This is a genomic window from Nitrospira sp. CR1.1 (assembly GCA_014055465.1).
GTDB lineage: Bacteria > Nitrospirota > Nitrospiria > Nitrospirales > Nitrospiraceae > Nitrospira_A.
The window spans coordinates 731,979-746,701 of record WIAF01000001.1 but is presented as its reverse complement, the minus strand read 5'-3'; the positions used below and the strand labels follow the sequence as shown (position 1 = coordinate 746,701).

The following is a 14,723-nucleotide window of genomic DNA, read 5'->3' as shown; positions in this document are numbered from 1 at the left end:
ATTTGCAAGCAGGCTCAGTCGTCCGACGAGAAGGACCGGGGTCTGAAGACCGGGGCCCTTCTCATCCCGGACGCCTCCGTTACTGGGGGAACTGGATAGGCGCCGTCACCTGCTGCCAGCCTTCGCCGTTCAGGGATCGCAAGAAGGCCGCCACCTCCTGCTGTTCCGATTCAGTGAGTTCAAGCGGAATGATCGTATTGTCCTGATGTGGATTAGGAATTCCTCCCCGGTTATAGAAGGCCACCACCTCCTCCAGCGTTCCGAATCGTCCGTCGTGCATGTACGGCGCGGTGCGCGAAATTTCCCGCAAGGTCGGCGTCTTGAAGGCTCCGATGTCTTCGGGATTCTTGGTCACCATGTAGCGCCCCAAGTCCACGCTGTTGGTATCCCAGCCGATGCCGAGATTGTGAAATTTCTCGTCTGAGAAGTTGAAGCCGGAGTGGCAACGCGTGCAGCGGGCTTTGCCGCGGAACAATTCGAGGCCTCGCTTGGCCGAATCGCTCAAAGCTTGCTCATCGCCGCCGACGTCAAACCGGTCGGCAGGACTATTGCCAGAGACCAGCGTCCGCTGGAAACTCGCGATCGCCTTGCCGATGTTCGGCTCCGTAATCTCGTCGTGAAACACTTCCTGGAACAGCTTGCGATAGCCGCTCAACTTTTTCAGCTTCGCCGTCATTTCATCATAGTCGAGAAAGCCATGTTCCACCGGATTGATAAACGGCCCCGTCGATTGTTCTTCCAGAGTCTGGGCGCGCCCATCCCAAAATTGCACCTTGCTATAGACGCGGTTGATGGCTGTGGGGGCGCTGCGACCACCCTGCAGTCGATTGATTCCCATAGAGACGGCCTGTCCGTCGGTGAACGCTAATCCAGGCATGTGGCAGTTCGCGCAGGCCACGGTGTTGGTCTTGGACAGCCGCTTATCAAAAAACAGAATTCGCCCCAGCTCGATCTTCTTGGCTGTCTGCGGATTATCGGCAGGAATGTAGGCCGCAGGATCCTCCAATCCCAGCGGCACCGTCTGCGTGATCACGATAGAACCTCCAGGGGGCGGCGCAGACGAATCACCCATGACTTTCGTGGCCGCCAGGCCCATCGCCCCGACCATGACACTTGCCGCCATCCCCGCGACCCATCTCATCCTTCTCGTTCCCATGGCTCCTCCTTCTCCTTTCCCTTTCGATGCGAGTCACACAGTGATCATCGAAACATCAACGTCGTACCGGGCCGGTCCTGTCGATCTAGGTGTTGTCCGACCTTCTTGGCGAATGCGTCATCTGGCAGAGCCCTGCCTTGGTCTTCCGCAAAAGTCACCGTCTCATGACCGGCGTGTTTTGCCGGCGCAGCACATCCCTGCAACGGGACCATGAAACACCCGATCCCTATGAGGGCTACGACCTGTCGCATACGTCGCCTCCTTGTTGCATGGTTACGATCTGATTGACGGCACGATACCGGTTGCGGAATCATCAGTCCAATTGATAGTGTATTACCAGACGATTAGATAAGCTTATCATTGAGGCTTTCCGGTCCATGACGCTCACCGAGCTGCAATACATTGTCGCCCTTGCGCAGGAACGGCATTTTGGCCGGGCGGCCGAGCGAACTTTCGTGACGCAACCGGCATTGAGTCTGGCCATCAAGAAGTTGGAGGGTGAATTGGGCGTGGCGATCTTTGAGCGGCGCAGAAATCAGGCGGTGCTCACGCCACTGGGAGAACAGATCGTGCACCAGGCTCAGCGGGTGCTTGAGGAAGTGGATCACATCAAACTGCTCGCGGCCCAGGGCAAGAATCAGCTGGTAGGAGCGTTGCGGCTCGGCGCCATTGCGACGGTAGGCCCGTATCTGCTACCCGACCTCGTACCCCTGCTCCACAAGCGGGCGCCGGAGATGCCGCTGGAGATCGAGGAGAATTTAACGGTGAATCTGACGGCCATGTTGAAGAGCGGAAAACTGGACGTCATCATGATCGCCCTGCCGTTTGAGGAGCCGGGCATCCTGGTGCAGCCCCTGTATGATGAACCGTTCAAGGCCGTCGTACCCGCGGATCATCGGCTGGCAAAAAAGGGGACAATCGATCCCTCGGCCATGACCAGTGAACGCGTCCTGCTGCCCCATGCAGGTCATTGTTTCAGGCACCAAGTGCTGGAGGCCTGTCCGGAACTAAGCCGATCGGATTCGGAAGGGTTGCAGGGGAATTCGCTGGAGACGATTCGGCAGATGGTCGCGTCAGGGCTCGGCATTACTGTGATGCCCTGCAGCGCCGTCACCAGCCGACATCTGAACAAGAGGCTGGCCGTGTTGAAGTTCACGAAACCGGTGCCCGAGCGGCGCATCGCCCTGGCTTGGCGCAAAGGATTTGCGAGGCCGGCCGTCATGACGGCGATTCAGGATGCGGTGGGGATGGTAAAGATCCCGGGACTGGAGCCGATCTCCGCAACGGCCTGAGCGTCAGCGTCAAACTCGTTGTCTGCGAAGGAGCAAATCGTCGAGCGCTGCACGCATCGCGTGTTGAGACAAGTGTATCCGCCCTCCATGACCGGCCAGCACCCATTCGAACGGGTAGGCTGCCAGGGTTTCAATGGATCGACGCAACGCCTCCGAGTCCCAGACCAATTGCCGCGGAGAGGCCAACTCGTTGGTCTCCGGCTCCCACCAGAGGTGATCCCCCGTAAACAAGAACCGGTTCCGGTACAGTAGACAGAGGCTGCCTGCGGTATGGCCGGGGACGGGAATGATGTGAAACAGGTCGCCATAGGATTGGGCATGCCCACCATCGATGATCACTTCTGCATCGGGCATCGCATGCGCATCTTCGCGATGAATGATTCGTTTCGCTCCGAATCGCTGCGCGTATCGAGCAGCATCAGCCACGTCGTCTTCATGCGTCAGGAAGATCTGCGCAACGCCTCCCATCCGGTCGAAGGCCTCGACCAGCGATTTGAGATACCGCGGCGAATCGATCAACCAGTTCCCCTCCGGATGCTGTACAAAGAAGCTGTTCGCGCCAAAGGACGTTTCTGAATTGAACCCGCAATAGTACACATCACCTTCGACTGGTAGCGGGAAGTCGGCCTTGGCCGCCTGTAGCAGGATGTTGTCGCTCTGTTCAGTTCCGATCGAACCGGTCGGGCAGGCGAGGAGGGCGCGGTAGGCCTCCCTGGTCTCCTGGTCGCTGACCGGTTGATGCAGGACGGCAGAGTAGTCTCCGACCTCCTCGAAGCTGGAAGGGGCCAGCTGGCGGCAGGCATCGCAATTGATGCAGGTGGCATCGACATAGAAATTGCCCGCGACGTTTACATCCAATCGTTTGCTCTTATTGGCCATGGGAGCCTCGATCACATGCACGGATGCCACTGATAGGGATAATCCATCTGCCTTGTAATGCGATTCCGTGCCTCCGAACCAGCCAACCGTTCGACAACATACAATCCAGCATCGATGGACGCCGAGACTCCGCCTGCCGTGATGACATCGCCCTCATCGACGATTCTTGCCGCTTCCACCGCTGCACAATAAGGTTCTAATTCTTTGAGGGAGGTCGGGTGAGTCGTCGCACGTTTTCCTTTGAGATACCCGGCTGCGCCGAGCAGCAGCGATCCCGTGCACACCGAGACTTTCAATCTGGTCGCATCGAATGTCTGCAGCCACTCGATAAAGTCGGGTTCTTGCTGCAACGTCCGCGTTCCGATACCTCCCGGCACGAACAGAAGATCGTAGCTGGCCAGCGGCTCTTTCTGCGCATCGGCTCCGACGCGCAATCCGCGATCGTCCGTCACGGATTCCTGTAAGGCGCAAATGTTCCATTCGAAATCCGACCGAATCCGCATGGACTTGAGCCTGGTGAGCGGATCGTAGAAACCGACGAAATCCAGGCTGGTCATGTTGTCGAACACGATCAGGGCCGCTCTCATGCTGGCACCTCTTGTAATCTCCCGCTCCTTCGTTTCTTTCCACGTTCCGCCGCTCGCCAGAGGTACCAGGCAGCGGCGGTGCGATACGGCCGCCAGCGTTCTCCATATCGTAACAGTTCTTGAGGCGTCGGCATCGCCCGTTGGTTGTAGGCGATCCGGAATCCGTTCCGCACGCCAAAGTCATCGACCGGCAAGACATCAGGACGGCCCAGTTGAAAGATCAGCAACATTTCGGCGGTCCACCGGCCGATACCCCGCACCGCCACCAGCCGTTCGACAATGGCGTCATCATCGAGCCGGCGAATGACGGCCGCGGTCGGCAGTGTGCCGTCGACCGTCTTCGCAGCCAAATCCTGCAGCGCGGCAATCTTCGCGCGGGAGAACCCCGCTCCTCGAATGCTCTCCGGCGCTAACGCCAGCACATCCGCCGGCTGCGGAAACCGACGGCCAGGACACAAGGCGATGAAACGTGCGAGGATACGCTCCGCGGCCTTCGCATGCAGTTGTTGGTAGGCGATGGCGCGGACCAGCGACTCGAACGGGGAGCGTCTTGCGGGAGGCGGCAGGGCGTAGGCGCCGACCTCTCTGATCAAGCGCTTCATCACCGGATCGATCCTGCGCAGATGGGCAATGTCCGGCGACACTCTGCTCATCCACCCCTCCATGCGCCATCCACCTGCGCTGTCGGCGTCAGCATGGCCAACCGGATGCGCAACACGGCGGTCCAGCAAGGCCGCAGCGAGGTCCACGGCGCGAAACTGAATGAGCACCGCGTTTGTGAACACCGTCGGGACGGGGAGCCGGCCATGTCCCGAAGGTGACGCATCCTTGCCCGATCCGTAGAACGTTCATGCCATGCGAGCACGCCGCTGGCGGAGCATATCCGCACCAGGTCAGGCAACGATGGCGTCGGCCTCGATTTCAACCAGCATGTCCGGATCAATCAGGCGCTTCACCTCCACCATGGTGGTCGCAGGCCTGATCGCCCCGAAGATTTCGCCATGCGCGCGGCCGACTTCCTGCCATTGATCGATATTGGCCATATAAATGCGCGTTCGCACCACATCCGCGATCGATGCGCCGGCCTGCACGAGCGCCGCTTCAATCGTCTTCAAGGCCTGAATGGTCTGCGCATAGGGATCATCCTTTCCCACGAGTCCCGATCCCGTCATCGCAGTCGTGCCGGAGACCTGCACGGATTGGCCGACGCGCACCGCGCGCGAATAGCCGATTTTGCCTTCCCAGGGTCCCCCGGTCGAAACGTTCTGCCTCGCCATGTTTCCTCCTTCCCCCATGCTAAAAATTCCGGTTACACCACGGATCTCATTCAACTGATGGAGCAGTATCGACAGATGCGCGTCCTGTTACATGACGAGGCCGCCGCCAGCCTGGATCACCTGTCCGGTCAACCACCGCGCCTGCTCGCTCACCAGAAAGGCCACCACATCGGCGATATCAGAGGGCTGTCCAAGCCGCTGCGCAGGCGACATCTGCGCCCCCATCAGACGATAGGGCTCCGTCAAGACTCCAGTGTCCGTAAAACCAGGGAGCACGGTGTTGACCGTGATCCCTCGCGAAGCCAATTCTTGCGCGAGACCTTTGCCGTACTGTTCCAGCGCCGCTTTGCTCCCCAAGTGAGCGGTGGCACCGGGGAATTTCAGGTGGGTGAGCGCCGACGAAATATTCACGATGCGGCCGCCGTCACTGAGGACCCTCGCCGCTTCCTGCATCGCGAAGTATGGTCCCTTCGCATTCAGGGCAAGAATGGCGTCGAACTCCTCCTCGGTCGTCTCCAATAATGGCCGGGGAAGAAACCGGCCGGCATTGTTCACCAGAATGTCCAGACGGCTCAACTCCCTGACCGTCTCCCGCACCAAGCGCTGCGCATCGGCCACCCGGCTCATGTCGGCCTGCCGCACCAGGGCTCTCCCCCCGCTGGCCTGAATCCCCCCCGCGACCTGTTCGGCCTTGTCGGCATGCACATGATAGTGGACCACGATGGTCGCGCCATCCCGGGCCAATCGTTCGGCGATCGCCCGGCCGATGCCGCTCGACGATCCGGTCACAATGGCCACTTTGCCCGTCAACGACCCCATGCCCGCGCCTCCACTTGTCTCCGACGACACACCAACGACGGCTCATCCACAGATCGCTCTTCGCAGGCTGATGGTCTCGTCTACACCACGTCTGATACAGTGCGCCCATGAGCATCCGCCTGGAGCAGACCGTACCGTTCGGACGATCCCTACATGAATATGCGTCGATGTTTTCGCTCGACGCCGCGGACCACCGGCGGCACATTCTGGACTGCGCCGCTGGGCCGTCCAGCTTCAACGCGGAACTCACGGCCGCCGGCGGTCGCGTCTGCTCGATCGACCCACTGTATCAATTCACCGGAGCGGAGATCCAACGGCAATTCTGCTCCACCCTCGATCACGTCATCGAGCAGGTACGGGCAACGCCGCAGAATTGGGTCTGGGGTCACCATCGCGACCCTGAGGATCTGCGACGGAACCGAATCACCGTGATGGAAACATTCGTGGCCGACTACAGCAGGAAAGGAAACCCAAGACGGTATGTCTGCGGCCTCTTGCCGGCACTCCCGTTCAAGACAGATTGCTTCGACCTCGCGCTCTCATCACACTTTCTCTTCTTGTACTCGGACCATTTCGATGCCGCGTTTCATCTCAATGCCATACGAGCCATGTTGCGGGTCGCGCCGGAAGTGAGGATCTTTCCATTGCTCGCGCTCCGGGCGGAGCGGTCGCAGCACGTGGAGCCGGTGTGTGAGCAACTCCGTCGAGACGGCCACCATCTTTCGATCGAACGGGTCAGCTACGAGCTTCAGCGCGGCGGGAACGAAATGTTGCGCCTCCGGCGCGGGTGACCTGACACCATCATCTGATAGGCCACTCGGGCGGACGATTCCACGCCCCAAAGGAAACGAATTCCGTCACCGGCTTCCGTTCCCGCGGTTTCACTTCTCGTTCACGCAGATCATCCGGCAGTGCGGCCGCATCGCCGGGATACCCGATCGCAATCATCGCCACCGGCGCATACCCGGCGGGGATTCCGAGATCGGTGCGCGCCTTCTCGATGTCGAAGCCCGCCATCTGGTGTGCGATCAATCCCAGCGACGTGGCCTGCAAACATACGCTGAGCGCGGCCATTCCCGTATCATGCCAGGCGTGCCGGTTCGGCGTGCCTTCATCTTCAAAGTTCAGCCGCGCCACAGAAAGCATCAGCACCGGAGCCCGAAACGCCCATTTCTTGTTTCCATCCTTGAGACAGGCAAACAGCCGGTCATACGCAGACGGATCGGCCTTCGTCCCGACAATGAAATGCCATGGCTGTTCGTTATTCGAAGAGGGCGCCCAGCGTGCCGCTTCAAATAGACTCTTCAATGTCTCCGTTTCCACCATCCGTTCCGAATAGGCCCGCGGGCTCCAGCGACGCCGCAGCACGTCATGAATGGGATATTGCGTCTCAGCCGGTTTTTCCATGAACGATCCTTCTGTCCAGGTTGTTGGCACCAATGTGCGCACCATTCGAGCACGATTACCAGCCATGACACAACCGGGCGAGAACCTGCTTCACATGACTGAGACTCCGTTTTCAGTGCGAGGGGGGGGTGACTCAACACGTGGTATTGGCAGCTCAGGTCGGGAAGTCTGGCCTCGCCTTGGCGACACATTCCCATGCCACCGCAGACAAGTTTTCGAGATCGCCGCCGCTGGCGCAGGAAAACAGGCCTGCGGACTCAGCGACCGGCAGTCGGAATGGCACACGGCCCTCACACAAACACGCCTGGGGCATCACAGAACAGCAGGGCCACTTCGAGCCTGTTGCATCAGGTAACACAGCAGCTTTTCGGACCGCACGACACCGATGAGCCGGCGACCTTCCTTAGTCTCTATCACCGGCAACCAGTCGAGGTCATGCTTATTCATCAGATCACCGGCTGTCAGACACGTCTGGTCAGGAGTGACCGCGATGGGTTGGGCTCGCATAAAATCACGAACCTGGGTTGCCGGTGACTTCCCCTGCGCAAAGGTTTCGAACAACTCGTTTCTGGTCACAATGCCTTGCAAGCATCCATTGTTATCCAGCACGCAAAGGAACTCGACCGCCTGCTGATCAAAGGTGCGAACGGCGACCTCAAATGTGTCGTCGGGGGAGAGGCGCTGCGCCGGAACCGCATCGATCAATACCGAGAGCGGTTGCTGTTCCAGAACCGTCCAGGCCTGGCTGAGGCGGGGATTCGATCTCGGCCGTCTCCATCTCAGGGCTTGGGCCACGAGATTGTGAAACGGAGCGAGCGCCCCGGAAATGTCCGAAAAGACCTCCTTCCCCATCACCAGCACCTCAACCGCCGTGCGTGCTCGAACGCTCGCGATACGCGGACTGTTGTCGATCAAGGCCATTTCACCGAAAAACTCGCCTGGTCCCAACACCGCCATGATCCGAGTCGGCTCTCCGCGTGGTTCGCGCAGGATTTCGACCTCCCCCCGTTCGACCACGTAAAAATTCAAGCCCGGCTCACCCTCGACCATGATGTAATCCCCCGGACGGTACGTTGCCCTCCCGATCCGTTCGGTCCGGCCGGCCCTGGGGTAGGCCAGATCTCGCGGGAAGAACAGCTCCCAGGTCCAATCGAACGCGATCTTAATCCGGCGCGACCAGGAGGGAGATTTCAACAGATACACGGTCCGCCAGAGCCACCAGGCAGGAAACCCCGACAGACGCACGCCCAAAATTTCCGCCACTGCGTTCCGCTCCCCGAGGCCGCACAATTGTCCCAACGGTTTGAAAGAAAACGGTTTGGTCTGCTGGCCGTGCAGGACACCCACGATGTTGTGAGCCGCCTGGCTCCCTTGGCGCTCGGCGAATTGGCCCGTCGGGGGAGCCACGCCGTGATCGTAGGCGTTCACGATGTGGGCACAGTCACCGATCGCCCAGACGTTCGAGATGCCGCGAAGGCGCATGTCAACATCGGTGAGCAATTTGCCGCGTTCCTTCGGCACATCGAGCCGCTGCACCAACTGCGGCATGGTCGTGCCGATCGTACAGACAATGGTCCCACCCCGGATCATCCGCCCGTCTTCCAACTCCACGCCCTCAGCGGTGGCCAGGGTAGCGTGCGCGTTCAGCACCATGTGGATCCCGGCCTGCTCCATCTTCGTCCTGGCAAATTCCCGGAGCGTGAGGCTCACCTCGGGCAGAATGTGATCCCGGCTATGCACCAGCGTCACAGTGAGGTCGCGTGCCGTGAAGTTTTTATAAAACTTGGCACTGGCCCGCACCAGATCGTTGATTTCGCCCGCCGCTTCGACTCCGGTAAACCCGCCGCCGACCACCACGAACGACAAATACCAGCGTCGGCGCTCCGGATCGGCGCAGACCTCGGCCTTCTCAAGTTGGTCGGTCACATGGAATCGTAAGGCCATCGCGTCGCCCACCGACTTCAGCGGAAACGCATGGTCGGCCATCCCCGGAACCATCGTGAGATTGACCGACGCTCCGCAGGCAATCACTGTATGGTCAAAGGACATGCGATTCACACGGCCATCGTATCCTTCGTACTCCACCTCGGAAGCAGCCACGTCGATCTGCCTTACCTCTTCCGTTCGGCACCGAACCCCCGACAACATTTGGCGCAGCGGCACCGTCACAGCTCCGGGGTTGATCGTGGCTCCTGCCACCTGAGCCAGCAACGGATAAAAGACCATGCTGTTTTCCCGGCTGAACAACACGATCTCGAAGGACTCCGGCGTCAGTTTCCTGCGCAGGATCTTCGCGCACTGGACTCCGCCAAATCCGCCGCCGATGATGATGATTCGTCGAGGGTTCATCGCTGACCTCTTCACCCGTAACCGGGACTCCACTCGGCAGGCTCAAGCCCGTTGTGTGTTCTCCGCACATCGGCTTTGCACAACGGAGGCAGGCCGCGCATCCTGCCACGCTTCCTCCCAGAGGCGAAACCCGCCGAGAAAAGCATGGGCATTGTCGCCCAAGCGGACGCGTTCAGGCAGGCCCTTCAGTTTTTCGGCATTGCCTCCGCCGAGCACGACGTAGTCGGCTTGTAGCGCATGTCTGAGCGCCGTCACCACACCCTTGACGTCTTGGCGCCATCTCTTCTTGCCGTAGCGCTTGAGCCCGCGCAACCCGACATAGTCCTCATAGGTTCGACCTTTCCGGTATCGCAGATGCGCCAACTCCATCGGTACCAGCACGCCATCGGTGATGAGGGCTGAGCCCAGGCCCGTGCCCAGGCCCAAGAACAGCATACGCCCGCCTTCATAGCTGCCGAGGGCCTGCATGGCTGCGTCATTGATCACCTTGACGGGGCAGCCGAACGCCTTCTCGAAATCGAATGCCACCCATCCCTCCCCCAAGTTCTTGGGTTCGGCAGCCGGCCGGCCTCGCAACACCGCGCCCGGATAGCCCAGCGCGATGACATCATAGGACCAATCGGCGGCGATCTGCCGTACCGCTTCGACCATGGCTGGCGCGGTCATAGTGGGACCGGATGGAATTTTTCGCGGCGTGCGTTTGCCGGTGGCAAGCACTTTCACGTGAGTCCCGCCCACATCAATCACTAGTACCGTGTTGAGTCGGCTGGACCTCTTCTCGTTCTTCATTCGACGCATGATCATTCCTTTCTCTCTCCAGGTGATCCTCGCAACCAGGCGTACCGGCCTGCATCACTATTCACACAGCACATCGAAGAGAGCCGTGACCATCTCGATCCCTGATTGCTCTGACTTCGATTTCATAGGATAGACGTGCCGCAGAGATCCTAAGCGGTTCACTCCACATCCCAGCTTTCCCAGACCTCCACGTTGACGAAGGTGAATTGACTGTCCGGCTTGATGCCCTGATGCAACGTTCCGCCGATGAATCACCGTTGTGCGGCAAGATCGATGTTCACCTCCTGCCATCCCCTCACAAACCCGTCGTCCTGACCTTGTGGAGCGCGGAAAAAACCTTGAGGCAAGCCACCGCCATGGTACATCACTGAGGGTGTCACATCTTCACGCTTACCAGGTCACACAACCTCGAACACCGTCTCAGCACTGTGAGACGAATGACGCCGGTGGCCACGCGAGATCAATCGCTACCCAAGCCGGACACCACATTCGTCTACATGGCGCAGCAAGTCTGCCGGATCGTGATACGTACGATAGGCGCCGGCCCGTTCCAGTTCTTCCCGGCCATATCCCCCTGACAGCAAACCCACGCCCAGCGCGGATGCCCGGCGAGCGGCCAGCAGATCCCACACGCTGTCGCCGACGACAATGCACCTGGCAATCGGGACGTGGAGTTGCTCGGCAGCCGCCAGAAACACATCAGGGTCAGGCTTCGCCCGCTTTACTTGATCACGAGTCACCACGGGAGTACCGGAAGGAAGCTTGAGCAGCTTCAAGGTATGTTGCGCGCTTTGCAGTCGGCCACTCGTAGCAATGGCATAGGGCACCCGGGCTGCCGTCAGAGCATCCACGAGCTCTTGTGCCCCGGGCAGCACCCGGAGTGAAGAAGCTTGTCTGGCAAAGGCTTCAGCATGCACCCGTTGAATATCTTCCGCTTCGTCCTTGGTCACCGGTCGGCCGGTTTCCCGCCAGAGCGCATGAAGCATGAGGCCGCCGCTCATCCCGATTTGCCGGTGAATCCGCCACACCGGCAATTCAATCCCTGCCGCCTGAGTCGCCTCGCGCCAGGCCAGCACATGCTGGTACACACTGTCGACCAACGTGCCGTCCAAGTCGAATAAAAAGGCGAGCGAATCGCCATCAGGCACAACGGTCATGCGTGTCAGTTCTCCAACCTGGCGTCCATCGTGATGGTGGCATTCAGCAAACGGGAAATCGGGCAGCCGGTTTTCGCCGCCGTGGTCGCTTTGTCCCAAGCGGCGGCATCGGCCTTAGGCACTCTTCCCTTCACGGCCAAATGGATGCCGGTGACTGTCCAGCCTGCCTCCAGTTTTTCCATCGTGACGGTTGCGGTGGTCGCCAGGTGCTCAGCGACCAGATTCGCCGCGCCCAACTGACCCGAAAGGGCCATGGTAAAGCAACCGGCATGGGCGGCTGCGATCAATTCTTCCGGGTTCGTGCCCTTTCCATTCTCGAATCTGGTGCTGAATGAATATGGCGTCTCGGCTAACACGCCGCTGTCCGTCGACACCGTCCCTTTACCTGTCTTGAGATCGCCCTGCCATTTTGCCGATGCATTCCGTTTCATGCTACCTCCAAATTTACGAGTTCATCGTCAGTACGGCGCGGAAGCGCGCTTTGCCACCCATCATGTGCTGATAGGCTTCCTGCGCATGGGCCGGGGGAAACCGCTCGATCATCGGCCGCACGCCCGTCAGAGCGGCCATGGCTTCCCCGCCGCCACTACATACTCTGCCCACCCGCCGTCGCATCTGGATCGAACGTGTGTGACAGGAGAGCGGCGCGGCCCATCCTTTTCGGAAAGACCGCCCACGTCCGGTGCTATCGACCTATCATGTCATGCAAGCGCTGGTGACTCGGTCGAAGACCTGCTCACTTCTCCACGTCGAACCCATCGTCCTTCCACCAACGCCAGCCGCCATCCAATTCCATAATGGAATAGCCCTGTGCGGCGAATTGCACGGCAGCGGTCGCGGCAAGATGGCAGACCTGTGAATAGCAGTAGAGCACGTTCAGCTTGTCCTTGCGCAGACCTTTGAGAGAGGCCCACTGATCCTTCGGTAAATTCACCGCACCGGGAATATGCCCCTGGGCGTAATCGTCCGCCGCCCGGACATCAACAACATTCACTTCCTTATTCTTCATCATCCGTTCCAGTTCCACCGGACCGGTGGTAAACGCCATTTTTGCCTCGAAGAACTCTTTCGCTTTTGCCGGGTCATTGATCGCCACTGGTGTCGCCATGGTCTTGCTCCTTATGAATATGTAAACAACGCTCGTTCTTCCTGCTAGGCCGGCCTAGCCCACGCGGGATGCCGATTCCCGTGTTGTGTTCTAACTTGTCACGGTAGAGTGTCTCTCTGGTCTATGCAAGCGCTGATCTACTGCACCTCGACCGTAATAGTATCGGTTGCGGACAAATGGTCGTGATCGTGGGTCGCCGCTTGAACTTTGATCTCATGCTTGCCCTTGCTGAGCCCTTTGAATGTGCCGGGAAACTTCTTCTGCGGTTCGCCGTCGAGATACACATGCCCATGAGCCGCTTTGGAACCCTTCGTGAGTTCGTAGGCCAGCTCGAAGGTGTCTCCCACCTTGGCCCCATCCTTCGGCGAGGTAATTTTGATGTGAGATCCATCATCAACTTCGGCGAACAGAGAACCGGCCGAAAACACCAGCCCCGCCGTGAACAACATGGCACAGAATCCTTTTATGTATCGCATCACACCCTCCTTAGTTAGGTTCTGAGAGTCGTTCATCGACCGCTCAGCGTTCATGGTCAGCACACTTCATTCTTCGGTGGTACCCGACTGCTTGACAGTTCTGTTTCCCATCGGCCGTATCCATGCACATTGAACCGGGTATGAATAGCGCGGGCTAGTGGTCTCCATAGCGATCCATCCATTTCCGGATATGCTCCACGGCTTCAGCCTTCTGTTCCGGCCGAAGCGTCGCATGCCAATCCGTCACTTTTGGCAAAACGCGCTGCATCACGCGCCGTTGTTCGGCTTGATGCCGGTCCATCAGCTGAGTCAGCTTGGCCTGGTCCAGCCGGTCGCTTTGCACCTGGACGATCAGGTCCTCCATAATCGCCTTATGCTCCTGCTGAGACTCCGCGCGAGCCGCCACCATTTCGTCCCTCACGGCCATCAGCTTCGCCTTCTGCTGGTCGTCCAAATCCAAATGTTTGGCGATCTTGTTCGTCATCCAATCCGCGCGCTCCGCCGGCGTGTGGTGACGATGACAACCGGCCCCGACCAGCGCCCCGGCCAGAACCAGCGTCCCGATCGCGACCCGAACCGTCTTGTGCATCTTCATGCTGCCCTCCCTGGTGAAATTGGTGAATGACCTGGTGCGTGTGAGCTCAGTACTCGAAGGCCACGCGATAGAGCGCAGGCGTCATCTCAACACCTAGCTCTCCAAGCTTGATTTTCATGGGCGAAACGCTCTTTTCATAGGCTTTCCAATACAGATCGTCGTTCTGCCAGATTGCCACGTTGATATAGTTGAATTTACGGTCCGACTGGATGCTCTTATGGAATTTTCCACTGATGAATCCCGGTTCCTTGGTGATATGGTCTTTGATATCGGCCCACCATTTTACGAATTCCTCCTCCCTGGCGATCGGGACTGAGAACACAGTAATCAACGTAACCGGCATGGTGCACCTCCTTCAATCTGTTCGGCGCCGCCCGATTTACACATCCGCCGGGCTCTTTCCCCCGCCTTCTGCGGCGTGTCCATAGGGCGCCGCCATCGACAAGCTGAGAACCATTGACCCGAGGAGAACCATTACGCGTCTCATCGCATGACTCCTTAGTTGTGATTGTGAACACCTGTCGTGTTTAAACTCTGCACGATGGCCCTCGTCAGACAGCCTGACGCGTGAATGGTGACCCCTCCGCGATACATCTGAGACAGGAGCGTGGTTCCCGCCTCATCGATGAAGGTCACTTCCCGGAGATCGACATGGCATGGGGCCGGTTCGCCGACGCCGGCCATCAGCCAACATCGCCGGAGCTCCTGAACCCAGGGACCGACCAGGCGCCCGGAGAGGTCGAAGGTGGTTCCCCGGCTTGTATTCGACACCGTAATCTTTAACATGGTCGTGGACCTTTTCGTCCTCGAGTGGGACCGGGCC

General features: G+C 59.3%; 19 protein-coding genes. 2 read left to right on the top strand and 17 right to left on the bottom strand.

Features of this window, described 5'->3' with window-relative positions; genetic code table 11:
- Positions 1-79: 79 nt before the first annotated feature.
- Both GDA65_03700 and GDA65_03695 read right to left on the bottom strand, forming a co-directional pair.
- Entirely contained in the window at positions 80-1,156 is a 1,077-nt protein-coding gene (locus tag GDA65_03700) for a c-type cytochrome (GenBank protein MBA5861806.1), read from the bottom strand.
- Between the two features lie 44 nt (positions 1,157-1,200).
- Positions 1,201-1,407 (bottom strand): hypothetical protein, encoded by a 207-nt coding sequence (locus tag GDA65_03695; protein ID MBA5861805.1) that lies wholly within the window; start codon positions 1,405-1,407, stop codon positions 1,201-1,203.
- Positions 1,408-1,533: 126 nt separating this feature from the next.
- Here GDA65_03695 and GDA65_03690 point away from each other — a divergent pair, with 126 nt between their 5' ends.
- A complete protein-coding gene (locus GDA65_03690) occupies positions 1,534-2,448 on the top strand; it encodes a LysR family transcriptional regulator (GenBank protein MBA5861804.1) in 915 nt (304 codons plus the stop codon).
- Between the two features lie 9 nt (positions 2,449-2,457).
- Here GDA65_03690 and GDA65_03685 read toward each other — a convergent pair whose 3' ends face one another.
- The 5 genes from GDA65_03685 to GDA65_03665 all read right to left on the bottom strand — a co-directional run bounded on the left by GDA65_03685 (position 2,458) and on the right by GDA65_03665 (position 6,010).
- Positions 2,458-3,327: an MBL fold metallo-hydrolase gene (locus tag GDA65_03685; GenBank protein ID MBA5861803.1), complete on the bottom strand. Its 870-nt coding sequence runs from the start codon at positions 3,325-3,327 to the stop codon at positions 2,458-2,460.
- Positions 3,328-3,338: 11 nt separating this feature from the next.
- Complete coding sequence (locus GDA65_03680; GenBank protein MBA5861802.1) at positions 3,339-3,914, bottom strand: DJ-1/PfpI family protein; 576 nt, start codon at positions 3,912-3,914, stop codon at positions 3,339-3,341.
- The gene (locus tag GDA65_03675; GenBank protein MBA5861801.1) at positions 3,911-4,567 is read right to left on the bottom strand and encodes a DNA-3-methyladenine glycosylase 2 family protein; all 657 of its coding nucleotides are present in this window, start codon (positions 4,565-4,567) and stop codon (positions 3,911-3,913) included. The genes GDA65_03680 and GDA65_03675 overlap by 4 nt, the downstream gene beginning before the upstream one ends.
- A 240-nt stretch (positions 4,568-4,807) precedes the next feature.
- Positions 4,808-5,191, bottom strand: coding sequence for a RidA family protein (locus GDA65_03670; GenBank protein ID MBA5861800.1), 384 nt, complete (start codon positions 5,189-5,191; stop codon positions 4,808-4,810).
- An 87-nt stretch (positions 5,192-5,278) separates the two neighbouring features.
- On the bottom strand, positions 5,279-6,010 hold the full coding sequence (locus tag GDA65_03665) for an SDR family oxidoreductase (GenBank protein MBA5861799.1): 732 nt from the start codon (positions 6,008-6,010) through the stop codon (positions 5,279-5,281).
- Between the two features lie 107 nt (positions 6,011-6,117).
- On the opposite strand from GDA65_03665, the gene GDA65_03660 reads away from it, so the two are divergent.
- Complete coding sequence (locus tag GDA65_03660; protein MBA5861798.1) at positions 6,118-6,801, top strand: SAM-dependent methyltransferase; 684 nt, start codon at positions 6,118-6,120, stop codon at positions 6,799-6,801.
- 10 nt (positions 6,802-6,811) lie between these two features.
- On the opposite strand, the gene GDA65_03655 is transcribed toward GDA65_03660, so the two are convergent.
- The 10 genes from GDA65_03655 to GDA65_03610 all read right to left on the bottom strand — a co-directional run bounded on the left by GDA65_03655 (position 6,812) and on the right by GDA65_03610 (position 14,686).
- Complete coding sequence (locus GDA65_03655) at positions 6,812-7,417, bottom strand: nitroreductase (protein MBA5861797.1); 606 nt, start codon at positions 7,415-7,417, stop codon at positions 6,812-6,814.
- Between the two features lie 312 nt (positions 7,418-7,729).
- Positions 7,730-9,766 (bottom strand): cyclic nucleotide-binding domain-containing protein, encoded by a 2,037-nt coding sequence (locus GDA65_03650; protein MBA5861796.1) that lies wholly within the window; start codon positions 9,764-9,766, stop codon positions 7,730-7,732.
- 42 nt (positions 9,767-9,808) lie between these two features.
- Entirely contained in the window at positions 9,809-10,564 is a 756-nt protein-coding gene (locus tag GDA65_03645) for an ROK family protein (GenBank protein ID MBA5861795.1), read from the bottom strand.
- A gap of 467 nt (positions 10,565-11,031) precedes the next feature.
- Positions 11,032-11,712, bottom strand: coding sequence for an HAD-IA family hydrolase (locus GDA65_03640; GenBank protein ID MBA5861794.1), 681 nt, complete (start codon positions 11,710-11,712; stop codon positions 11,032-11,034).
- 14 nt (positions 11,713-11,726) lie between these two features.
- A complete protein-coding gene (locus GDA65_03635) occupies positions 11,727-12,152 on the bottom strand; it encodes an OsmC family peroxiredoxin (protein MBA5861793.1) in 426 nt (141 codons plus the stop codon).
- 305 nt (positions 12,153-12,457) lie between these two features.
- Positions 12,458-12,829: a rhodanese-like domain-containing protein gene (locus GDA65_03630; GenBank protein ID MBA5861792.1), complete on the bottom strand. Its 372-nt coding sequence runs from the start codon at positions 12,827-12,829 to the stop codon at positions 12,458-12,460.
- A 137-nt stretch (positions 12,830-12,966) separates the two neighbouring features.
- Positions 12,967-13,305: a hypothetical protein gene (locus GDA65_03625; GenBank protein MBA5861791.1), complete on the bottom strand. Its 339-nt coding sequence runs from the start codon at positions 13,303-13,305 to the stop codon at positions 12,967-12,969.
- A gap of 154 nt (positions 13,306-13,459) precedes the next feature.
- Positions 13,460-13,900 carry a periplasmic heavy metal sensor gene (locus GDA65_03620; protein ID MBA5861790.1) on the bottom strand — a complete coding sequence of 147 codons (441 nt, stop codon included), beginning with the start codon at positions 13,898-13,900 and terminating at the stop codon, positions 13,460-13,462.
- 46 nt (positions 13,901-13,946) lie between these two features.
- Positions 13,947-14,243, bottom strand: a complete 297-nt coding sequence (locus GDA65_03615; protein MBA5861789.1) for an antibiotic biosynthesis monooxygenase — start codon at positions 14,241-14,243, stop codon at positions 13,947-13,949.
- Positions 14,244-14,398: 155 nt separating this feature from the next.
- Positions 14,399-14,686 carry a hypothetical protein gene (locus GDA65_03610; GenBank protein ID MBA5861788.1) on the bottom strand — a complete coding sequence of 96 codons (288 nt, stop codon included), beginning with the start codon at positions 14,684-14,686 and terminating at the stop codon, positions 14,399-14,401.
- Positions 14,687-14,723: the final 37 nt, after the last annotated feature.